Annotated in this window: 19 protein-coding genes; 5 read left to right on the top strand and 14 right to left on the bottom strand. The window is 56.9% G+C overall.

All coding sequences use genetic code 11. The features are described from left to right. Positions 1 to 3 precede the first annotated feature (3 nt). A complete protein-coding gene (locus DX909_RS21455; protein ID WP_128547269.1) occupies positions 4 to 1425 on the bottom strand; it encodes a serine hydrolase in 1422 nt (473 codons plus the stop codon). A gap of 237 nt (positions 1426 to 1662) precedes the next feature. Between DX909_RS21455 and DX909_RS21460 the strand changes: the two genes are divergently transcribed. Further along, positions 1663 to 2409, top strand: coding sequence for a hypothetical protein (locus DX909_RS21460; protein WP_128547270.1), 747 nt, complete (start codon positions 1663 to 1665; stop codon positions 2407 to 2409). Between the two features lie 90 nt (positions 2410 to 2499). Here the strand turns inward: DX909_RS21460 and DX909_RS21465 are convergent, their stop codons facing one another. Continuing rightward, on the bottom strand, positions 2500 to 4071 hold the full coding sequence (locus DX909_RS21465; RefSeq protein ID WP_128547271.1) for an OmpA family protein: 1572 nt from the start codon (positions 4069 to 4071) through the stop codon (positions 2500 to 2502). 195 nt (positions 4072 to 4266) lie between these two features. Between DX909_RS21465 and DX909_RS21470 the strand changes: the two genes are divergently transcribed. Next, positions 4267 to 4491, top strand: a complete 225-nt coding sequence (locus tag DX909_RS21470; protein WP_128547272.1) for a hypothetical protein — start codon at positions 4267 to 4269, stop codon at positions 4489 to 4491. On the opposite strand, the gene DX909_RS21475 is transcribed toward DX909_RS21470, so the two are convergent. The 8 genes from DX909_RS21475 to DX909_RS21510 form a co-directional block, all read right to left on the bottom strand. Further along, positions 4488 to 5042, bottom strand: coding sequence for an LOG family protein (locus tag DX909_RS21475; protein ID WP_128547273.1), 555 nt, complete (start codon positions 5040 to 5042; stop codon positions 4488 to 4490). The genes DX909_RS21470 and DX909_RS21475 overlap by 4 nt on opposite strands. An 81-nt stretch (positions 5043 to 5123) precedes the next feature. After that, a complete protein-coding gene (locus DX909_RS21480; RefSeq protein WP_128547274.1) occupies positions 5124 to 5876 on the bottom strand; it encodes a hypothetical protein in 753 nt (250 codons plus the stop codon). A gap of 39 nt (positions 5877 to 5915) precedes the next feature. Beyond that, entirely contained in the window at positions 5916 to 6251 is a 336-nt protein-coding gene (locus DX909_RS21485; RefSeq protein ID WP_128547275.1) for a phage holin family protein, read from the bottom strand. A 77-nt stretch (positions 6252 to 6328) separates the two neighbouring features. Next, a complete protein-coding gene (hisIE, locus tag DX909_RS21490) occupies positions 6329 to 6934 on the bottom strand; it encodes a bifunctional phosphoribosyl-AMP cyclohydrolase/phosphoribosyl-ATP diphosphatase HisIE (RefSeq protein ID WP_128547276.1) in 606 nt (201 codons plus the stop codon). Between the two features lie 35 nt (positions 6935 to 6969). Then, positions 6970 to 7731: an imidazole glycerol phosphate synthase subunit HisF gene (hisF, locus tag DX909_RS21495; RefSeq protein ID WP_128547277.1), complete on the bottom strand. Its 762-nt coding sequence runs from the start codon at positions 7729 to 7731 to the stop codon at positions 6970 to 6972. 27 nt (positions 7732 to 7758) lie between these two features. Next, positions 7759 to 8487 carry a 1-(5-phosphoribosyl)-5-[(5-phosphoribosylamino)methylideneamino]imidazole-4-carboxamide isomerase gene (hisA, locus tag DX909_RS21500; protein ID WP_128547278.1) on the bottom strand — a complete coding sequence of 243 codons (729 nt, stop codon included), beginning with the start codon at positions 8485 to 8487 and terminating at the stop codon, positions 7759 to 7761. Positions 8488 to 8514: 27 nt separating this feature from the next. After that, positions 8515 to 9102 (bottom strand): imidazole glycerol phosphate synthase subunit HisH, encoded by a 588-nt coding sequence (gene hisH, locus DX909_RS21505; protein ID WP_128547279.1) that lies wholly within the window; start codon positions 9100 to 9102, stop codon positions 8515 to 8517. Positions 9103 to 9276: 174 nt separating this feature from the next. Further along, positions 9277 to 10203, bottom strand: a complete 927-nt coding sequence (locus DX909_RS21510) for a DUF72 domain-containing protein (protein ID WP_128547280.1) — start codon at positions 10201 to 10203, stop codon at positions 9277 to 9279. Between the two features lie 87 nt (positions 10204 to 10290). Between DX909_RS21510 and DX909_RS21515 the strand changes: the two genes are divergently transcribed. Next, positions 10291 to 12951, top strand: a complete 2661-nt coding sequence (locus DX909_RS21515) for a valine--tRNA ligase (RefSeq protein WP_128547281.1) — start codon at positions 10291 to 10293, stop codon at positions 12949 to 12951. Between the two features lie 81 nt (positions 12952 to 13032). Here the strand turns inward: DX909_RS21515 and DX909_RS21520 are convergent, their stop codons facing one another. Beyond that, the gene (locus DX909_RS21520; protein ID WP_128547282.1) at positions 13033 to 14130 is read right to left on the bottom strand and encodes an OmpA family protein; all 1098 of its coding nucleotides are present in this window, start codon (positions 14128 to 14130) and stop codon (positions 13033 to 13035) included. 196 nt (positions 14131 to 14326) lie between these two features. Here DX909_RS21520 and DX909_RS21525 point away from each other — a divergent pair, with 196 nt between their 5' ends. Then, positions 14327 to 14851, top strand: a complete 525-nt coding sequence (locus tag DX909_RS21525; RefSeq protein WP_128547283.1) for a D-glycero-alpha-D-manno-heptose-1,7-bisphosphate 7-phosphatase — start codon at positions 14327 to 14329, stop codon at positions 14849 to 14851. A 207-nt stretch (positions 14852 to 15058) separates the two neighbouring features. Here DX909_RS21525 and DX909_RS21530 read toward each other — a convergent pair whose 3' ends face one another. Then, entirely contained in the window at positions 15059 to 16552 is a 1494-nt protein-coding gene (locus tag DX909_RS21530; protein ID WP_128547284.1) for a type III PLP-dependent enzyme domain-containing protein, read from the bottom strand. 329 nt (positions 16553 to 16881) lie between these two features. On the opposite strand from DX909_RS21530, the gene DX909_RS21535 reads away from it, so the two are divergent. Then, on the top strand, positions 16882 to 18240 hold the full coding sequence (locus tag DX909_RS21535) for a UDP-N-acetylmuramate--L-alanine ligase (RefSeq protein WP_128547285.1): 1359 nt from the start codon (positions 16882 to 16884) through the stop codon (positions 18238 to 18240). A 7-nt stretch (positions 18241 to 18247) separates the two neighbouring features. On the opposite strand, the gene DX909_RS21540 is transcribed toward DX909_RS21535, so the two are convergent. After that, positions 18248 to 21184 carry a PVC-type heme-binding CxxCH protein gene (locus DX909_RS21540; RefSeq protein WP_229311140.1) on the bottom strand — a complete coding sequence of 979 codons (2937 nt, stop codon included), beginning with the start codon at positions 21182 to 21184 and terminating at the stop codon, positions 18248 to 18250. Positions 21185 to 21295: 111 nt separating this feature from the next. After that, a complete protein-coding gene (locus DX909_RS21545; protein WP_128547286.1) occupies positions 21296 to 22174 on the bottom strand; it encodes a sugar phosphate isomerase/epimerase family protein in 879 nt (292 codons plus the stop codon). Between the last annotated feature and the right edge of the window lie 46 nt (positions 22175 to 22220).

Consider the following 22220-nt stretch of genomic DNA (forward strand, 5'->3'; position numbering starts at 1 on the left):
GCATCAGTTTTTTTCCAGGAGGCTGAGCAGCCCGGCGGTCAGGGTATCAATCGGGTTCTGGCTGTTGGTCAGGAGGACGACGGCCGTCCGGCGGTCCGGATTAAACGCCGTGAAAGTGACGAAGCCGCCGGTTCCTCCCTGGTGCCAGTACCAGGGGCGGGCGGCTTCGGTCCGGCGGTGCCAGCCCAATCCGACGGAAGTATCGCCGTTTTTAAACGTAGTTTCCTGAGTCTGCTTCATGGCGCTGACCAGTCTGGCCGGGCCATTACCCAGTTCTGCTTTCAGATACCGGATCAGGTCCCGCACGTCGGACCGAATCCCTCCGGCCGCCGTCAGGGCCTGAAATTCCCAGGACGACACCGGGTTACCCTTCGCGTCGTGCCCCTGCGCAAAAGCCGCCTTGTCCTGATCACCCAGCGCGATGACCGTATGTTCCATTCCGAGCGGCCGGGTAATGCGCTCCCGCACCAGTTCTTCAAAGGGTTTCCCGGCGACATTTTCCAGGACCGTTCCCAGCAGACCGACGGCCAGGTTGGAGTACTCATACTGTTCGCCGGGCCGGCGCGGAAGGGTAACGGTTTTCAGAAAGGCATACAGTTCCTTCCGACCGTAGTGCCGGTAGGGATTGTTCATATTCGTGGCAAAGGTGAACAGGTTGGCCGGAAGCCGGGGCAGCCCGGAGGTATGATTGGACAGCGTTTTCAGCGTCACGGGAATACCGTCTTTCTGTAGGGCCGGGATGGAGTCGGGCAGATACCGGTTAATCGGATCGTCGAGCCGCACTTCTCCACGCCGGACCGCGTCCATCAGCAGCGTTGCCGTGAAAGTCTTGGTAATCGACCCGATTTCAAACAGGGTCGTTTCGTCGGGAATCTTTCCGCTATCCCGTCCGGTTTCTCCATATCCGTAGACCCAGAGGCTGTCGTTCCGGAGCAGGCCGATGGACAGACCGACGGTATTCTGCCGACGGATATAGGGCTGCACCACCGTATCCACCTCCCGGTCGAAGGCCGTCCGGAGCGGATTGCTGCTGAGCGCGGGGGTCTTCCGGTCGGGCAGATCCTCTTCAAAAGGCCGGAACAGGAATGTATGCAATTTGCCTTGAGCATCCAGGCTGAGGTGGAAATCCATCTTTGCCCGCTCGAATACCGCCTTATACCGAACCACCTCCCCCGCCGTACTTCTCCGCTCCACCGATTTCCACCGACCGGTCTGGCCGAACAGCCCGCCGGTCACCAGCCGGAACTGTTCCGCCGAAATCTGCCGGCGGAAAACCTCGCCGGCCAACGCATAGATGGAATCGGGCTGCCGGTCATTGTAATGCCGACGGACCAGAGAAGCCACCGAATCCGGCGGGAGATGCCGGCCGCTCTGGGCCTGGGCCAGTTGTGCCAGAAGGGTGAAAATTAAAATCAGGCGTTTCATAAAATCAGGCAGGGAATTTGCTACTCCCTAAAGTACTATTTTCTTTTTTGATCGACGATTAAACTTAACCGAAGCGAGTCTATCTAAAGAATGCAATCAACCGAAGGATCTATGCCGGTTTTGCAATTTTACAATAGGAATTATTAAAAATTAATTAATCCAACAGTATGATATACAGGCAACTGGTTTTCGTGTTATTTTTATAAAAATCCAACGTAACCATAAACGTACAACCCAATGGAAGAGAAAGCGGAGTTGATACCGGGCATATACAATTATTGTGATTCGTGGTGTGAACGGTGCCTGTTTACCAAACGGTGCCGGAATTTCTCTCAACACTATCCTGATGGTCTCAAGCAGCAGGATATGGATGCGGAAACGCTGGTGAAACGACTGATGGAAGCGTTGGAACAGACGAAGGCGTATGTTCATAAAGCCCGGCAGCGGGAAGCCCTGTCGGAGGCCCAGGTCGTGACGCAGGAAGCAGAAGCGGCCGGTCTGTACGCCAATGAGCCGAAGAAAAGCCCGCTGGCCGCCCTGTGTGACGAATACCTGCGCGAAACGGCCGTCTGGCTGAAGGAAGAGAAGGACCTGCTCCGGCAGGCCGGCCATCAGCAGGCCTTCGAGGTGAATCTGGGCCTTCGGTCGGAAGAGGAAGCCCTCGGGCTGCTGAACACGCTCAAGGATGCCTGGGAAATCATCAAATGGTATCGTACGCTCATCCCGGTGAAGGTGATCTCCGCCCTGCAGATCAACCAGTCGCCGGACGGCAATAAAACCCTGTCGGAGTATTTCAACGGCAAGGCGAAACTGGTGCTGGTCAGCGTGGATCGCTCGCTGCTGGCCTGGCACACGCTGCTGAACAACTACCCGGAAAAGACCGACGAGGTGCTGGATATGCTGGTGCTGCTCGACCGGATTCGCCGGCAGATGGAAGGAACGTTTCCCGATGCCCGGACTTTTCTCCGGCCGGGTCTGGATTAATAAACCAACTGATTGAATTGAAAAGCCGGCGGGAAACCTTTCCCGGCCGGCCTTTTTTTATGCCCACGGTGAAGTGATTTCCGCAGAAGATTATTTCTTTTTGATGACGAACTCCACCCGCCGGTTGGCCTGTTTGCCCACCTCGCTGTCGTTGGTAGCCACGGGTTTCGCTTCGCCGTAGCCTTTGCTGGCGATGCGGTCCGGCTCGATGCCTTTGCCGATGAAGTACTCGCGGACGGCATCGGCCCGGTCCTGCGACAACTTCAGGTTGAATTCGTTCGACCCGGAATTGTCGGTATGGCCGCCGAGTTCGATGGTCATTTTCGGATTCTCGTTGAGCGTAATCACCATGCGGTCCAGTTCGGGAAAGGACTCCTCCCGCAGCGTGGCTTTCCCCAGATCGAAGAAAATATTGTTCAGACGAACGGCCCGGCCCACTTCGATGGGCACCAGCGTCAGTTCCTGCCCCTTGATTTCCTGGAAGCCTTTGGTTTCAGTCAGGTCGATGTTGCCGCCTTCGGCGATGAAATTAGGCGCGATGGCCCGCATACTGTATTTCTTGCCGTAGGGCAGCACGATCTTATATTCGCCCGTGACCGGGTCGGAAGTGGCTTCACCGGCCTCCGCGCCGTCGGGCAGGGTCTGGTACACGATCCGGGCTTCGATGGGCTGACCGGTTTTCTGGTCGATCACCTTCCCGCTAACCAGCGCCACGGGGTCGGGGCGGGTTTCGGCCGGGGCGGTTTTGTCGTTTTTGTCGTCGATAAGTTTGATCCGGACGATGTCGCCTTTTCCGAGCGTATTCTTGAAGGTGGTCATGTAGGCGTACTCACCCGAAGCCGACACGGAATAATAGGCGTCGTAGCCGTCGGTATTGATCGCCGGACCCAGATTCACCGGCTTCGACCAGTGCTTCCAGGTTTTATCGACCCGCCGGGTTACATAAATATCGTTACTGCCGGACCCGCCGGGCCGGTCGCTGGAGAAGTAAAGCGTAGCCCCGTCGGCGGCCAGGAACGGCGTAGTTTCGGTTCCACCGGTATTGACCTCCGGCCCCAGATCGACCGGTTTGGTCCAGGAGCCGTCTTTCTGGCGGAAACTGACGTACAGATCGTCTTCCCGGCTGTTTTTCTTTTCGCTGAACGCCATCACGAGCACCTTGCCGTCGGCGGAAAGGTAGCCGCAGTCATATTGTCCCTTGCTGAGTTTCTCGTAGCCGGGGATATTGATCTTCTGCGGGGCCGACCAGCCGGTGCCGGTGCGTTTGCTGATCGAAAAGCCCCGGGTTTCGTAATTTCCGGCGGTATAAGCCCCTTTGATCAGCATGGTATTGCCGTCGGGCGTGATGCTGTAGGCGCAGTTGTATTCGTCCTTATTGAGGGGAGAGGCCAATCGGCGGGCGGGCGTCCACTGGTTGGCCTGATCCAGTTCTGAAAACCAGATATCCTGGCTGCCTTTGTTTCCGTGCGTATTCTGAGGGTGGCTGATCCGGGCAAAATAAAGCGTACGCCCATCGGGCGAAATCATCGGATTGACCTCGTTATATTCCGAATTTACCTGATTACCAAGATTTTCAGCTTTGGATGCACTTTCCTGCTGGGCCACGGCCACGCGACCGATTACGACCGAAAGTCCCAACAGAACACTTACCCCGAATTTCATTCGCTGCAAAGGGAGAAGTTGATTAGTTAGTATAACGAAGAAGCCTTTCCCGTTAGTTTACGGTATTGTTGTCAAATCGAGTGCCACAATTGCGGGGAGGCCCGGTTTTTGCTGTGAAAGTTTATGAAAATCAGTTGGATAGTCCAGCTTTTATGTATATTCAGACCGGTACCGGCAAGCGGTATCGAAAACCGTATGGGACTTTTTCGAAAGCGAAGCAGAAAAGCGACCGAACCGCGGGTTTCGGAGATGTATCGCGAAACCGTCCGGACGCTTCTCAATATAATTTTCTGTATCGTCGGCCTCGCCCTGGGCATCGTCTATCTGTCCAAGGGGTTGCTGGTCGGCTGGGTGTTCATCGCCGGTTTTACCTTCTTCCTGCTCATTCAGTTCTCCGACCCCAGCGACACCGACATTTAGACCGGTTCTTCCCAAAGGGCTTCGATGCGGGCCAATAAGTCATCTACCGTCTCCGTTACGATCAGGATCTCCCGGTTTTCAGGCTTCAGAAAGCCGTCCTCCACCATAAGGTCCAGTTGCTGAAGCGTCAGGTCGAAATAGCCGTTTATGTTCAGAACGGCAACCGGACCCTCGTAAAGTTTCAGTTGCCGCCAGGCCAGAATTTCGAATAATTCGTCGAAGGTTCCGTAGCCGCCCGGCAGGGCCACCACCCCTTTGGCGAGCTGCACCATCCTGAACTTCCGTTCGTGCATGGTTTCCACGAAGTGGAGTTCCGTCAGGGTGGCATGAGCCACTTCGAGAGCCGCCAGGAAGTTTGGGATAACACCGGTTACCTGACCGCCACTGGACAAAACCGCATCGGCGACGGTTCCCATCAGACCCAGATTCCCCCCTCCGTAGATCAGCCGGATGTCCCGTTCGGCCAGCTTTTCGCCGAGTTCCTGGGCCACTTGCTTATATACCGGGTTGGTTCCCGGGCTCGATCCGCAATAAACGACAATACTCTTCATGCCGCAAAAGTACCACAACGAAGCGTGTTTTCCGGTATGGCGGACGGAAAAAGCAACCGATTAAAGCCATCCGGCCGCCTGCTATTTCGTCAGCGTATTGCTGATGGCCTGCCAGTCTACCTTCCGGACGATTTCCTCGGCCACGTCGAAAGGCGCCTTAATCGTGACGACCAGATTTTCGATCAGATTTCCACCCTTCGTATACGAATAATGGTACAGTTTATCCCCTTTGGCACTGGTACGAAGGTTATTTTTCCAGTTACCAAGCAGCACCACCGTCTCCGGCCGGGCCGCGATGCCGGACTGATCGGGCTTGAGCGTGATCTGCAGCGCCAGCGGGGCGCCGTTGACCTTGATGGTTTTATGGGAAGCCGCGAACCGGTTGCTGATGGGTTCCTCGACCCGGTAGTTACCGGCGTTCATCTCCACGTTGATATCGACGGCCGATTCCGCCAGGCGGCCGGTGCGGCCCGGATCCGCTTCCTTATATACGGAGTCCGTGCTCAGCACCAGCGAATGCTGCTGGGTAGTGATGGTGTCCCCGATGGCCTTGGCGCTGTCGGCCCGGGCGCGCTGCCGGCGGGCGGCATTGCCGCGCTGGAACGTCAGGTCATAGCGATCCCCGCAAACCCGGAAGATTTTGCCGTACTCGTCGCTGAGTTCCAGTTTCCCCAGCGAATGACGTTCGTCGAAAACCTGCCAGTCGCCCGAGGGAGGGTGGTTGCGGAATTGATTCTGAAGCTCTTTCACCACCCGTTCGTAGGCCGCCGTCTGGGCCGGCGAAGGGGGATCGCACTGGCTGTAGGCAGCCGCCGGAACCAATAAGAAACTCATTATCAACAAAGTGTGGCTTTTCATAGGGACAGGAGGTGATTAGTTGATGATCGAGTCGATCAGCCAGGTCACGACGGACACCAGAAGGCTGAACAGCAGGGCGGCTATGAAACCGCTCACCCCGAAGCCGGCGACCAGATAGTCGGTCAGATAGACCATCAGGACGTTGAGGACCAGATAGAACAGCCCGAGGGTGAGGATGGTGATCGGAATGGTGAGAAAAACAAGAATTGGTTTGACGAAGGCGTTCAGTAAGCCCAGAACGATGGCTACGATGAGTGCGGTGCCGAAACTGGCTACCGAAACGCCCGGAATCACGTAGGCGGCAACCATCACCGCGACCGCGCTGATGAGAATGCGAATAATAAGACCCATAACACGTTTGAGGTTTGAAGATTGATGGCGATGCAATAAATGAAATCGACAACAAAGGACAAACTTCAAACCTTCATCTATTGTTTGGCGTGCCGTTCCTGCAGAACCGCAATGATGTCGTCGAGGTCGATATTTTTCTGTTCGAGCAGCACCAGATAATGAAACATCAGATCGGCCGCTTCCCCTTTAAAAAGCTCGTCGTTATTGTCTTTGGCCTCGATCACCAGCTCGACGGCCTCCTCCCCTACCTTCTGGGCAATCTTGTTGACGCCCCTGGCGAACAGCTTCGCCGTGTAGGACGCTTCGGTCGGGTTCTGCTTCCGGTCGCGGATGATGTTTTGCAGGTAATTGAGAAACAGGCCCCTGCCCCGGTTCACCTCATTGAAGCAGGTATCAGCCCCGGTGTGGCAGGTCGGGCCGGCGGGATTCACCTTGATCAGCAGCGTATCGCCGTCGCAGTCGACCATCATCTGCCGCACATGGAGAAAATTGCCGGAGGTTTCGCCCTTGGTCCAGAGCCGCTGTTTGCTGCGGCTGAAGAAAGTAACGATGCCCTCGCGGCCGGTTTTTTCGTAGGCTTCGGCATTCATGTACCCGAGCATCAGCACCCGGCCGGTTTCGGCATCCTGAATGACGGCCGGAACGAGGCCGTCCGGCGATTTGGTAAAGTCGATTGGAATCATCGGTTTAGATTAATGGTTTAACGACCGGCGGTTTTTCAGGCGGTGGTCCGCATCGGGACCCCCCGGCCGACGAGATACTGCTTCAGCGCCGGTATTTCGATTTCCTTGAAGTGAAAGATGCTGGCGGCCAGACCGGCATCGGCCTTTCCGGTCGTGAAAACGTCCACAAAATGGTCCATTGTACCGGCTCCGCCCGAGGCAATGACCGGGATGTTGGCGGCCCCGGAAATCCGGGCGGTCAGTTCGGTGGCGAAGCCGGCTTTGGTGCCGTCGGTATCCATCGAAGTCAGCAGGATTTCGCCGGCGCCCCGGTTTTCGACCTCCTTCGCCCAGGGAATGGTGCGGAATTCCGTCGGTGTGCGGCCGCCGTGGGTATGCACGATGTGCTCACCGTCCACAAACCGGGTGTCGATGGCGACTACGATGCACTGGCTGCCGAACTCCCGCGCCAGCTCATCAACCAGGCCGGGGTTCCGCACGGCCGAGGAGTTGATGGAAATCTTGTCGGCTCCGGCGTTCAGCAGGGCCGAGACATCGGCTTTGGTCGAGATGCCCCCGCCGACCGTAAACGGAATGTTGACGGTATGCGCCACTTTCCGGACCAGTTCGATCAGCGTTTTGCGGCCCTCCACGGTAGCCGTAATGTCCAGAAAAACCAGCTCGTCGGCACCCTGCCGGGCGTAGATGGCGCCCAGCTCGACCGGGTCCCCGGCGTCGCGGAGGTTGACGAAGTGGGTGCCCTTGACGGTCCGGCCGTCCTTGATATCGAGGCAGGGAATGATTCGTTTCGTTAGCATGGCAATGGGTCCGGCCGGCGGCCAGGCTTATTTCATCTGTTCAATAAAAGCCGTCAGCTGGTTCAGTGAAATTCTTCCCTCGTAAATAGCCTTGCCGACAATCACCCCAAACAGCTTCATTTCGGCCAGTTTTTCAATGTCTCCCATGCCGCTTACCCCACCGCTGGCGATGATCGCCAGATCCGGAAACCGGTCCTGCAACTCGCGGTACAGGTCGAAGGAGGGGCCCTGGAGCAAACCGTCTTTGGCGACATCCGTGCTGATGGCGTACTTGATGCCTTTCTCCACGTACTTCTCGACGAAGTCGTATACCCACATTTCGGTGGCTTCCTCCCAGCCGCCGACGGCGATCTTCTCGTTGCGGGCGTCGGCGCCGAGGATGATGGCCTCCGGCCCGAACTGCTTCAGCCAGCTTTCGAACAGGTCCGGATTTTTGACGGCAATGCTGCCGCCGGTTACCTGCCGCGCGCCCGAATCGAACACGATGCGTAAATCCTCGTCGGACTGCACCCCGCCCCCGAAGTCGATGTGCAGCCGCGTTTTGCCCGCAATCAGTTCCAGCACTTTCCAGTTGACGACCCGCTTCTGCTTCGCCCCGTCCAAGTCGACCAGGTGCAGGCGCGTCAGGCCGGCATCCTCGAACTGCTGCGCCACTTCGAGCGGGCGGGCGTTGTATTCTTTCTTCCGGCTGTAATCGCCCTGCGTCAGCCGGACGGCTTTGCCTTCAATCAGGTCGATGGCGGGGATAATGTGCATCGTTACGGTTGCCGTTACCGGCGGTCATCAGATGTTCAGAAAATTTTCGAGGATGCGCTGCCCGACGTCCCCGCTGATTTCGGCGTGGAACTGGGCCGCGTAGAAATTGTCCTTTTGCAGCATGGCGCTGAACGGGCGGACATAGTGGCAGACCCCCACGGTTTCGGGGCAGACGTCGGCGCAGTAGCTGTGCACGAAATACACATACGGGTCCGGCGCCAGCCCGGCGGTCAGCGGGCCGTTGAGGTCGGTCAGGTTGTTCCAGCCCATGTGCGGCACCTTGAAGCCGGGCAGCGCCGGAAACCGCCGGACATCGACGTCGAAAACACCCATGCACTCGGTATCACCTTCTTCGGAATACCGACAGAGCAGCTGCATACCGACGCACGTACCCAGCACCGGCTGTTTCAGGGAGGGAATCACCCGATCCAGCCCCCGCTCCCGCAGGTAAGCCATGGCGGTGCTGGCTTCGCCCACACCGGGGAAAATTACCTTGTCGGCCGACCGGATTTCAGCTTCGTCGTCGGTCAGCAGGTAGCCGGCGCCCAGGCGGTCGAGGGCATACATCACCGACTGAACGTTTCCGGCATTGTACTTGATTATGACCGTTTTCATAACAAAAAACCCGGTTCGATGACAGAACCGGGTTGGGTATCGGGAGATTCGTTTTTTCGTTGCTTAACCCCAAAGACACATCCGTTCCGTCTGAAACTACCGGACAGAATGAGGATGGTGATGCGTGGCTTTGGAAAAATTCATAGCGCAAAAGTACGGGGAACGGTTCTGAAATCAAAACAAACTTCCCTGAACTACTTCGGGCCGGATGGTGGGCTCGTGCAGGTTGAGACCACAGACGGTGTTCAGTTTCCGCACCCAATACCGGATCAGCTCCGGAGCGGTGTCGTTTTCGCCCCCGCCGTGGACGAACAGATAGGCGGTTTGCAGGCCCTTCCGGAACCATTCGTTCAGCCGTTCGACCCAGGCGTCGACGCGTCGGTAATCGCTCGGATGGCCCTCGTTACCGATGAACCGCAGCACCAGAACCGGACTGGTCAGGCTCATGTGCAGCACATCGCGCCGTCCGGCGACATCGGTCATCACCAGGTCCCGGCGCAGCGCATAAAGCCCTTCCAGCGTCCGCTGCCAGACCTCGGGCCGGCTGAACCAGGTGGGATGACGAAACTCGACGGCCACTTCCAGATCGTCCGGCAGGCTTTTCAGGTACCTCTCCACCACCGGCCAGCGCGCCGGCTCGAACGACGGCGGCAACTGGAGAAACGTCGTGCCCAGATACTCTTCCAGGCTCAAAACCGCGTCGACAAATTCCTCCGTCAGGTCTTCGGCCGCGACCAGTCCGTGTTCGTGACTGATGATCTGCGGAAATTTGGGGCAGTAGGCGAAACCGGGTCGGATGGGCGAACCGGCGGCTTCCTGCTTCCACTTCTCCACCATCGACGGGGACGGAATATGATAATGGGTGCTGTTGAGTTCGACGGTATTGAACTGCCGCGTATAATAATGAAGAAAATCCCGCTCCCGGGCCTGGGAGGGATACACTTTTCCGATATAATTCTTATTGGCCCAGACCGGCCCTCCGATGAAGACTTCGGGGTGGGCGGTCGGCTCGACGTTGTCCCAGACTTTCCGGTTGAACGGATGGTCGGGCGGCAGGCTGAAATCGACTGCATCGACGTCAGGTACTTTTCCGAATTCCATGGTGTGCAGCGGTTAAGGTGCCAAAGTAAAACTACCAAACCTATGCTTTCGTTTTCGCACCCGTTCCGAATTGACTAATTTTGCACCATGATTTCGAAAACCTATAATCCGAAAGAGATTGAGGAAAAGTGGTATCAGTACTGGATCGATCACCGCTTTTTTCATTCCACTCCCGACGAACGCGAACCGTATACCATCATCATCCCGCCACCAAACGTGACCGGGGTGCTGCACATGGGCCACATGCTGAACAATACCATTCAGGATGTGCTGATCCGGAAGGCCCGGATGGAGGGGAAAAATGCCTGCTGGGTACCCGGCACCGACCACGCTTCCATCGCCACGGAAGCGCGGGTGGTGGCGATGTTGAAAGAACGCGGCATCGACAAACGGGAGATCGGCCGGGAAAAATTTCTGGAACACGCCTGGGAGTGGACCCATAAGTACGGCGGCATCATCCTGCAGCAGCTTCGGAAACTCGGTGCTTCGTGCGACTGGGACCGGACCCGCTTCACGATGGAACCGGCCCTGTATGATTCGGTGATCGACGTCTTCGTCGACCTCTTCAATAAAGGCCATATCTACCGGGGCGTCCGGATGGTGAACTGGGACCCGCAGGGCCGGACGGCGGTTTCGGACGAGGAGGTCATCACCAAAGAGGTGCAGCAGAAACTCTGTTACATCCGGTATGAGATCGTCGACGGCCATACGCCGGTCGACGGAGAGACAGATGCGGAACACCGCCTGGCGGCCGACTACATCACCATCGCCACCGTCCGCCCGGAGACGATCATGGCCGACGTCGCCATCGCCGTCAACCCGAACGACGAGCGGTATACCCACCTGCACGGCAAAAAAGCGCTGATTCCGCTGATCAACCGGGCGATTCCGATCATTACGGACGAATACGTCACGATGGAATTCGGAACGGGCTGCCTCAAGGTGACGCCCGCCCACGACCCGAACGACTACGAACTGGGCCTGAAGCACAACCTGCCGGTCATCGACATTCTAAACGACGACGGCACGCTGAATGAAAAGGCGCAGATTCTGGTCGGCCAGGACCGGTTTGCGGCCCGGAAGGCCATCATCCGCGAACTGGAAGAGAAAGGCCATCTAGTCAAAGCCGAGGAGTATAAGTCGAACGTCGGTTTTTCGGAACGGACCAACGCCGTCATCGAGCCGAAACTGTCGCTTCAGTGGTTTCTGAAGATGAAGGAGCTGGCCCGGCCGGCGCTGGAGAACGTCATGAACGACACCATCCAGCTGCACCCGGCCAAATTCAAGAATATGTACCGCTCCTGGATGGAGAACGTCCACGACTGGTGCATCAGCCGCCAACTCTGGTGGGGACACCGGATTCCGGCTTTCTACATGAAAGACGGTACCGTGATCGTGGCGAAAACCAAGCGCGACGCCCTGCGCATCGCCCGCGATCGCTACCAGCTTTTTGCCCTCAGCGAAGCCGACCTGACGCAGGACGAAGACGTGCTGGACACCTGGTTTTCGGCCTGGCTCTGGCCCATGTCGGTTTTCGACGGGCTGAAAGACCCCGATAACGCCGACATCAAGTATTATTATCCGACCAACGACCTCGTGACGGCCCCCGAAATTCTGTTCTTCTGGGTGGCCCGCATGATCATTGCCGGCTACGAATACAAAGGCCGCGAGCCGTTCCGCAATGTATATCTGACCGGTATCGTGCGCGACAAGCTCGGCCGCAAAATGTCCAAATCGCTCGGCAACTCGCCCGATCCGCTCGACCTGATCGGCCAGTATGGGGCCGACGGCGTCCGGACGGGGATGCTGTTCAGTTCACCCGCCGGCAACGATCTGCTGTTCGACGAAAAACTGTGTGAGCAGGGCCGCAACTTCTGTAACAAGATCTGGAACGCCTTCCGGCTCGTGAAGGGCTGGACGGTAAGCGAAACGGCCGATCCCGGCGACAGCCGACTGGCCGTCCGCTGGTTCGAATCGCGGCTGAACCAGACGCTGAACGAACTGGAAGACCACTTCGGCAAATACCGCATGTCGGACGCCCTGCATACGGTTTACAAGCTGATCTGGGACGATTTCTGCTCGCAGTATCTGGAGATGATCAAACCCGGCTTCGAGCAGCCCATCAGCCGGGAGATTTACGAAGCCACCATCGACTTCTTCGAGCGGCTGATGAAAGTCGCCCATCCGTTTATGCCGTTCATTTCGGAGGAAATCTGGCAGGACATCCGCGAACGGGCCGACCAGGAAAGCATCTGCGTCGCCGACTTCCCGAAAGCCGGGGTCGTCGACACCCAGTTGCTGGCCGACTTCGAGCTGCTGTTCGAGGTGGTTTCGTCGGTCCGCAACATCCGCAACGGCAAGCAGATCAACCCCCGGACCGAGCTGCCGCTGGCCATTCGGACGGGCGCCCCGCTGCGGTTCGACGCTCTCCAGGGTCTGATTCGCAAGATGGCGACGGTTTCGGAGGTCAGCTACGTGACGGAGAAGGCCGAAGGCGTCTCGTTCATCATCAAAGGCGATGAGTTCTTCGTGAACGTGGCCGGGGAGATCGATGCGGAGCAGGAACGGGCCAATCTGGAGAAGGAGCTGGAATACACCCGCGGCTTTCTGCAATCCGTTCTGAAGAAGCTTTCCAACGAAAAATTCGTCGCCAACGCCAAAGCGGACGTGGTGGAACGCGAACGCCGGAAACTGGCCGATGCCGAAGCGAAAGTCAGGGCGCTGGAAGAGAGTCTCTCCGCGCTTTAAGAAACCATAAACCCCCGGCCTTTGGCGGAAGACCCGGTCAGACAGACCCGGTCGGGTGGCCCGGAAAGGTTGGGGGTCTTTTTATTCCCTCAGAATCGTCACCTCTACCCGCCGGTTCAGCCGCCGGGTTTCTTCCCGCGTATTGTCGGCAATGGGTTTGCTGCCCCCGTTGGCCTGCGTTTTGATCCGGGCAGCCTGAATTCCTTTATTCGTCAGATAACTCTTCACCGCATCCACGCGCTGCCGCGACAGGGCCACGTTGAGTTTCGGATCACCGACGTTGTCGGTATGACCCGCCAGTTCGATCTCCATCGTCGGGTTGTCTTTCATCAGCGATGCCAGGGTGTCCAGCTGCGGGTACGAACTCGGCTGAATATGGTAATCCGACTGTCGGAACAGCAGGTTGTTCAGGCGGTAGGTCCGGCCGGCTTCGACTTTCGAGCCGAAATTCTCCACTTTTGGAGCCGGGGCCGGCGGTTCGACTGGGGGTGCCTTCGCCACTACCGTATCTTTGGGTGCCGGTTTCGGCGTGGCCTTCGCCACCGGCGGAGGAGCGGTCGTTTTCGGTGGGGTCTTTGCCGGGGCCGATGGTCTGGAAGCGGTGACGGGGGGTTTGGAATTCCGCAGATCATCCGTAAACGGCAGCACCCGAAGTTCATATACGTTATACGGCCACTGCGACCGCGATCCGCCCAGCGGGTTGTAGGGGTCCCGGCGGTTGATGTAATATTCCACATCCTCCTCGATCAGGTCCACGGACTGAACGCCCTTGCCCGGTCGCTCGAAGTGGGCCTCGCAGGTCAGCCGGTACACCCAGCGGAACCGGACGCCCCGGGGTTCGTCGAGGATATCGACGGTTTTTTCGCCCTCCAGACTTTCGACCCGGATGTTTCTGATATAAAGCAGCGCATACTCCAGGTTGTTACGGGTGTCGTACAGCCGCCAGGAGTTCTGGTGACCAGGGCCATACAGACTGGCGCTCTGCACGGGTTCGCCACGGTCGTCCGCCACAAAATGGACGATCATTTTGTGGTTCGTATATTCAACTTTCGATACTCTTCCCACTCCCTTCAGATTGCGCTGGGGAGGGTCAAAATCGCGTTGTACGATCTTCTGGGCATATGCAGGTAACGCCCAGCTGATACTCATGATCACCAGTCCCAACAGCCAGCGTCCCATAGTCTCCGTTCATTTGTGGGTAGTATACTTCTCTAAACGAATTTAACTCAGGTTAATCTACCTGTTTTGTTATTTTTTGTTAAAAAGTTTGAAATTTTTCATCCAGTATTTTCTAATTATTTCATAAAAAAGTACTATTATAGGAAATTAATGACCAGGGCGGCAACGTTTAGCGTCTGACAACGTTCTCTCCACAATGAACAAATGCGTTTTTTTAGACCGTGACGGGGTTTTGAATGAAGACCGGACCGATTATGTCTACCGGATCGAAGATATGATCGTGCCGGACGGCGTCGTAGAAGCCCTCCAGTTATTGAAAGAGGCCGGCTATTTGCTGATCGTCGTTACCAACCAGGCGGGCATTGCCAAAGGGATGTACTCGCGGGAGGATGTGATGCAATGTCACCGTCACCTGCAGGACCTCTGCGGCAACCTGCTCGACGACATCTATTACTGTCCGCATCACCCGGACTACGACACCCGGTCCCTGCTGCGGAAACCGGATTCGCTGATGCTGGAGAAGGCCATCGCCAAATACAACATCGATGTAAGTCGTTCGTGGATGATCGGAGACGCCATCCGTGATATGCAGGCCGGCCGGCGCGTGGGCGTCCGAACCGTACATATCACGAATGACCGTCAAAAACCGGCCGTGAGCGACCGGCAAGCTCCTAATCTGCTCGAAGCCTCCAGAATGGTAGTTAGCGCCGTGATGGCCTGATCAGGCGGCCCGTTCGGTCGTGACCGGCTGTTTTTTTATCAGGTAACTGTCATATGCCGGGCAGGATCTGCGCGCGCAGGAAGCCAGGGAGATCATCGCAACCAATCCTAAGGCGATACCAATTTTTTTCATAGATAGTAAAGTGTTTTCCGTAGTCAGTAACCCCAGGTTCGGGATTACTGATTACAGTGCAAAAATAATGCAGTATTAACTTTCCTGCCGTTCGAGTTCTTCGACCGGCTGTTCTTCCCCATTCTTCGACGCTTCCACCGATTCCAGTTTCTGAACCGGAGCGGGAGGGGCCGTCTCCTGAAAGCCCAGGATTTTCAGCATCACCTCACTGTCCTGTTCGGGCGCAAACAGCCGGGTCGTCAGGTTGCCATCGGTGTCCCGATCGACGATGACGTGCTGCGGAGCGGGAATCAGACAATGCTGAATACCGCCGTAGCCGCCCAGCGACTCCTGATAAGCGCCCGTATGGAAGAACCCAATATACTGATCTTCCGTCTCCTGTTCAAAAATCGGCAGATACAAATCGGCGCTGTGAGCCTCCGTATTGTAAAAATCATGCGAGTCGCAGGTCAGCCCGCCGAGGTTCACCTTCTGGTACGGATTGTCCCAGTTGTTGACCGCCAGCATAATATATTTCTGCCCCAGACCCCAGGAATCCGGCAACTGGGTGATGAATGAGCCGTCGATCATATACCACAGCTCTTTATCGTTCTGAAGCTTCTGATCGACCACCTTATATATAACGGCGCCACTCTCTCCTACCGTATAACTTCCGAACTCGGTGAAGAGATGCGGGACCGGCACATTGTTCTTGTTACAGATCCACTGGATGCTTTCGACGATCTGATCGACCATCGCCTGGTAGTCGTACGTGAACTGAAACGAGGTCTGGATCGGCATACCGCCACCGATGTCGATGGAGTCGAGGTCCGGGCAGATTTTCCGCAGTTCGCAGTATTTGTACATAAACCGGCTCAGTTCGCTCCAGTAGTAGGCGCTGTCTTTGATACCGGTATTGATGAAGAAGTGCAGCATCTTGAGCTTGAACTTCTCGTTATGCTGGATCTTCGACCGGTAGAGTTCATTGACGTCGCTGTACCGGATGCCGAGACGCGAGGTATAGAACGCGAAGTTCGGTTCTTCGTCGGTTGCGATCCGTATCCCCAGGTTCACCGTTTCCGCCGTCACCGTATTCTCATAGGCTTCGATTTCCTTGAGGTTGTCCAGCACCGGGATGACGTTGAAACCGTCGTTCAGCAGCTCACTGATATGCTGCGTATACAGCGGCCGCTTGTAGCCGTTGCAGATGATGTACGTACTCTTGTCGACCTTCCCGTTGTTGTACAGTTCCCGGATAATGGGAATATCGTACGCCGACGAGGTTTCCAGGTGTATTTTATTCTTCAATGCTTCTTCCAGCACAAAACGAAAGTGCGATGATTTGGTGCAGTAACAGTAGGTGTAGGTCCCTTTGTAGTTGTACCGCTTCATCGCATTCTTGAACAGCATCCGGGCATGTTCGATGTGTTCGCTGATCTTGGGCAAGTACGTCAGTTTAAGTGGCGTACCATACTGCCTGATGATTTCCATCAGGGGCACGTTGTTGAACAACAGATTATTATTCTCTACTTTGAATTCAAGTGTCGGAAATTCAAAGGTCTGTTCGATCAGGTCGTTGTAACTTTTCATCCTTTCGGCAGAAGCATAAAAGAGTTTTGTTTGTTTCGGAAAAAGCCTGCGAAAATGACATAAAAAGAGCAGCTTTGCAATACAGTAAGAACCTGTTTACAAAAACATGATGTACCGCAGGTCGGTTACCTGATTGTCAAGCTGCTGAGAGTTGGTCTACTCGCATGATAGAGAACGCAGAAACGGCGATTTTGATTCGGAAACCGGGTTAAATTTTACAGTACCCCGTCGGCGGCAAACCGGCTGCCCCCATCCCATAGGCCGGTTCTTATCGTAACCCTTTGCACCTTGGGGTTTAACCTCTATTTTTAGCGCCACAAGTTTTATAAATGAAGCCCTTGAAGATTCATTTCATTTCCATCGGCGGCAGCGTCATGCATAATCTCGCCATTGCCCTCCACCAGCAGGGCCATCAGGTCACCGGCTCCGACGATGAGATTTACGAACCCTCCCGTTCCCGGCTCGAACCCTTCGGGCTGCTCCCACGGCAATTCGGCTGGTTTCCGGAAAACATTCACACCGGGCTGGACGCGGTCATCCTCGGTATGCACGCCCGGCCCGACAACCCGGAACTCCGGAAAGCCCGGGACCTGAGCCTGCCGGTGTATTCGTATCCGGAGTTCGTTTACCGGCAAAGCCTCCACAAGCAGCGGGTCGTCGTGGCCGGCAGCCACGGCAAAACCACCATCACCTCGATCATCCTGCACGTTCTGCGCTATCACAAGCGGACCTTCGATTACCTGGTGGGCGCCCAGCTCGACGGCTTCGACACCATGGTGCAGCTGACGGATGACGCTCCGGTCATTGTCGTCGAGGGCGACGAATACGGCACCTCTCCCATCGACCCGCAGCCGAAGTTTCTCCACTATCAGCCCCACATCCTGCTCATCAGCGGCATCGCCTGGGATCACGTCAATATCTATCCGACCTACGAGTCCTACGTGCATCAGTTCGAGCTCCTGGCCGATTCGATGTCCAAAGCCGGCACGATCGTCTTCGACGATACCGACGACATGCTGGACGTCATCGCTCTGAAGGAGCGCGAAGACGTGACCCGTCAGCCGTACGATGTGCACCCCTATCGGATCGAAAACGGCCGGACGCTGCTCGTTACCCGCCAGAACGGCGAGGTGCCGGTCCTGGTATTCGGAGAACACAACATGAAAAACATCAGCGGGGCAATGGCCGTCTGCGACCGGCTGGGGGTTCCGGAGGACCTCTTCTACGAAGCCATCCAAAGCTTTCGGGGCGCTCACAAACGGCTGGAAAAAGTTGCCGAAAGCGCGCAGACCACCATCTACCGGGACTTTGCCCATGCACCTTCCAAAGTGGAAGCCACCACGGCGGCCGTCCGCGACCAGTTCCCGGACCGGAACCTGGTGGCCTGCGTCGAACTGCACACGTTCAGCAGCCTGAACAAAAGCTTCCTGAATCAATACCACGACACGCTGGCCAGAGCGGATGTTGCGGCTGTCTTCTATAGTCCGCACACGCTGGAGATGAAACGGCTCGAACCGATCAGCCCCGCCGAAATCGTCGCAGCCTTCGACCGCCCCGACCTTCAGGTGTTCACCGATGCCGGAGCGCTGCAAACCTTCCTGAAAAGCCAGCTCAACGGCCACCCAACGATCTATCTGCTGATGAGCTCCGGCAACTTCGGCGGGCTGAATGTGGAGAGTTTGACTTAGGAGCCTCCTATTTATCCCCTTTCATCAAATAGGCCACCAGGTCGGCCAGTTGCTGCTCCGAAAGGCCCAGCGAGACGGGGTCGGGCATCAGACTGGTCGTGTATTGTTTGCGGGAGGCTATCCGGTTCGTCGGGATGGTCTGTTTCTGGCCGGCCGCGTCTTTGACCACCACCGCCTGCTGGCCGTCGCTCAGCAGAAACCCGTAGTACGTCTGTCCGGTCTTGGTGGTGATCAGCCAGGGTTCGTACCCGAAAGCCAGTCCGGCGCTTGGATTCAGGATCGCGTCCAGCAAGGTATTTCGGTCGAACTTCTGATGAATCCTGGTCAGTTCCGGCCCGATGTCTTTTCCGTCCTGCCCGTGGCGGTGGCAGGTCGCGCAGGTCGTCCGGAACACCGTCTGCCCGGCCACCGCGTCACCGGAGATCGCCGAAAGCTTTTTCAGCGATAACGTCGCGCCACCGCCCGGCCGGGTGAAGTAGTCGCCGGCCATGGTCCGGACGCTCTGGTCGGGATTGGTGAAGATCGTTTCACCGATGGCGGCTTTCAGGGCGTCCGGCAGTTTTTTGTCGGCGGCCAGACCCACCAGCAGCTTACCCCCTTCCGGGCTGGCCGCCATTTCTTTCGCGAGTTTCACCCGGTCTTCCTCTTTGGTATATTCATCCATCAGTTTCTGCCGCATCGCCATCATTTTCTGTTCGGCTTCCGAAAGCTTCGGCGGCATGATCTCATCCCAGTTGAGCAGGGTGGCCCAATCGTTGGCCCGGCGGAAGCCGACCCAGTACCCGGCCTGTGAAGCTATGGTTTTGTCGGCGGCTTTAGCCAGATCGACCATGGCCCGGGCCGCCGTCTCGTCTTTAATGAAGCCGAGGGCGACGAGGGCCTGCCGCCGGGCATCCGCGCTCAGCCCGATTGCCAGCGCCCGCTGTTTCAGAAGAGCCGCTGCGCTTTTCGGATGCAGACGCCAGACCAGATCGGCGGTTCTCTGATCCCATTGAACCGGGTCGGCGGGCCAGCCGGCTTTGAGTGCAGCAAACAGGTCTTCTTCCTTTTTGTCGGCGGCCAGGCCAAGGGCTTCCAGATAATAGCGATCCCTGCCGTCATAGCTCCGGGCCAGCTTCAGCAGCAATTCCTTACTTTGACCGAACGGCACATCCCGCAGGGCAATCGCCACCTCCCGGCGGACCATCGCCGACGGATCGTCGACCGCCTGACCTGCCAGTTTCAATATATCCGGTACTACCTGCTTCAGCGCCCGGAAGGCGGTCACCCGCAGATCGGGGGTTCCGGACTTTAAAACTTCCTCTACCTTTTGCCGCCCTTTCGGCCCCAGTTGAGCGAGCAGCCAGACGGCGCGGGCCTGGTGATACGGGTTCGGGTCTTTCAGTAAACGCGCGACCGGCTTCACCGCCTTTTCGCCCTGGGCGCGAAGTTTCTCGAAGCCCAGCAGCCGGACGTTGACCGCCGGGTTGGTCAGGGCCGCCAGCTGTCCTTTTGTCTTTTCGGTATCGATGACCGGCGTCTTCAGGTTTTTGCCTTTGGGCGTAATCCGGTAGATGCGTCCATAGCCTTTCCGGTCTTTCATCTGGTGGCCTCCGACGACCGGGTCATACCAGTCGGCGATATACAGGGCACCGTCCGTTCCGACGGCGACGTCGCTCGGCCGGAACCACTTGCGGGTATCTTCCCGGATGTCGTTCCATTTATAGGCGGTATCTACCTGGGCAAAGGTGCTGATGAAGTCGGTCCGGGGCAGGCTGAATCCGGCCCCTTCCGGTTGGGGTTTATAACCGAAGATCACGTTTCGACCGGCTTCGGCGCTCAAGAGCATTCCGCGGTAGGCAGGTCCCAGCTGGTCGCCCTCATAAAAAACGACTCCAGTGGGAGACCCGGCTCCGGTGATGTCTCCGGCCGGCACGACGCCGGGGTCTTCCTGGTGCCAGTGGGCGGTGGGAATGTCCTGCCCGGGCCGCTGGTCAGCCTGCCAGAAGCGGGTACCGTCCTGACTGAAATAGCCCATGTTTCCGCCCTCCATGAGCCAGCTCGTCCGGCAGGAAACCACCTGATCGTCGTTGTCGTTCTGCCACATATTCCCGTAGGAATCCAGGGCGGTTTCGTAATTGTTCCGAAAGTTGTGCCCCATCACTTTCAGTCCGGTTCCGTCGGGGTTGATGCGCAGGGCCAGCCCTCCTACCCAAACCCGCCCGTCGTCGCTGGACAGGTTTCCTTTGTTGCTGGTATTATAGGGAGTGCCGCCGGAATAGATGCTTCCGGAGCGGAGCGTCCAGCCGGCTTTATCCGTGACGGTATGCGGACCGGCATTTCCGGTATTGAAATACCATTTGCCGTCCGGTCCGGCGACCAGCGCGTGCAGGGAATGGTCGTGATCGAGGCCGCCGAAGCCGGTCAGGAAGACCTCTTTTTTATCCGGTTTATCGTCGCCGTTTTCGTCGGTATAGATGACCAGATTCGGAGCGGCCGAGACAATGACCCTGTTGCCGATGACGGCGATCCCCAGGGGGGAAACCAGGTCCTTGTCCTGCACGAACACCTTGGTGCGGTCGGCTTTTCCGTCACCGTCGGAATCTTCCAGAATCATCACCCGCTCCCCTTCCGGGTGGTCCAGCCGGGTGTCGGGTTTGTTATTGAAGTTTCGGTAGTTGACGGCCTCGGTCAGCCAGATCCGACCCCGGGCATCCACGTCGATATTGGTGGGGTTGTAGAACATCGGGGCCTCGGCCCAAAGGGTGGCTTCGAGGTCGTCGGGCAAATAAAGCCGGGTCGAGTCGGAGCCGGCCGGGAGGCTTTGGTTGACGACCTCCCGGGGGTCGCTGAACTGGGTCGCCGGACGAGGGACGGTCAGGGTTTGAGTACCCCACCAGAACATCCCGCCGGTCAGGAACAAGGCCCGAACGATCGGAGTTGGTTTAGGAATGGAAAGCTTCATCGACAAGTGTTTCACGTGGAATAATTACCTGAAAAACAATATTTAAGACCTCTCAAACTTATTATAATAAGCTGTAATTTCAAAATTTCGTGGAACAATGTCGCAACCTTCCTATGACATCACTTCCCTCACAAACTTATTATTATAAGTGTAACTTTCCAAGATGTTTTTACCCTCTAGCACAGCACCTTCGATATGCACCCAGCCTGCGTACCCAATGTCGTCAATCGCCTTCCTGACTTCCGGATAATTTACCTTCCCCTGGCCCAAAAGGAACCCGTTCTCCTTAAAATGGAATTCACATATCTGTTTTTGCTTCCCGAGCCAGCGGATTTCCTTTAAAATATCATATCCCATAACCGTGGAGTTGCAAACGTCGTAATACACCTTCACGGCGGGGGAGCCGACGGCCTCGATGATGGCCATGTGTTCCTCGGCACTCAGCCACGATTCGATCGCCAGCGTCACCCCCGCCTTCTCGGCTTTGGGGGCTACGGCCTTCAGTTTTTCAATGACCGCCCGGGTTCCCTGCGGGTCGTTTTTCAGGTCGCCCTTGCTGAAGAAAGCCAGCAGAATATTTTTGACGCCGAGCGCCCGCGCCACGTCGACGCTGTCCTGCACCCACTGCTCCGCCCGGGGGTCGGACTTGTAGGGAACGTTGTTCAGTTCGCCCAGTGCCAGACTGCCGATCCGGACCCCCGTCCGGCGGGCGGTTTCACGGTAGACTTTCTGACGTTCCTTCTGCCGCAGGTGCATGTCGTTCTTCTCCGAACCCATGTTGACCTGCAGGCCGTCGAGCCCGATGGCCTTCGCCACTTCGAAGGCTTCGATCTTCGACGACTGCCCGATCGACCAGTCGCAGGCCCCAATCAGAAAGCGACGGTTATTTGCATTTTGTAACTTAATTTTGTGGCTTGGGAACGCCCCTGAAGAAATGGCACTCATCGAAAAAAGACCCAGGGTTTGCAGAAGGGCAGTGCGTCGGTTCATAATTTTAAGAGAGCAGGTTTTGTTCAAAAGTAAAGGCTAATAGTAA

It is taken from the genome of Larkinella soli, from assembly GCF_003703975.1.
GTDB classification, from domain to species: domain Bacteria; phylum Bacteroidota; class Bacteroidia; order Cytophagales; family Spirosomataceae; genus Larkinella; species Larkinella soli.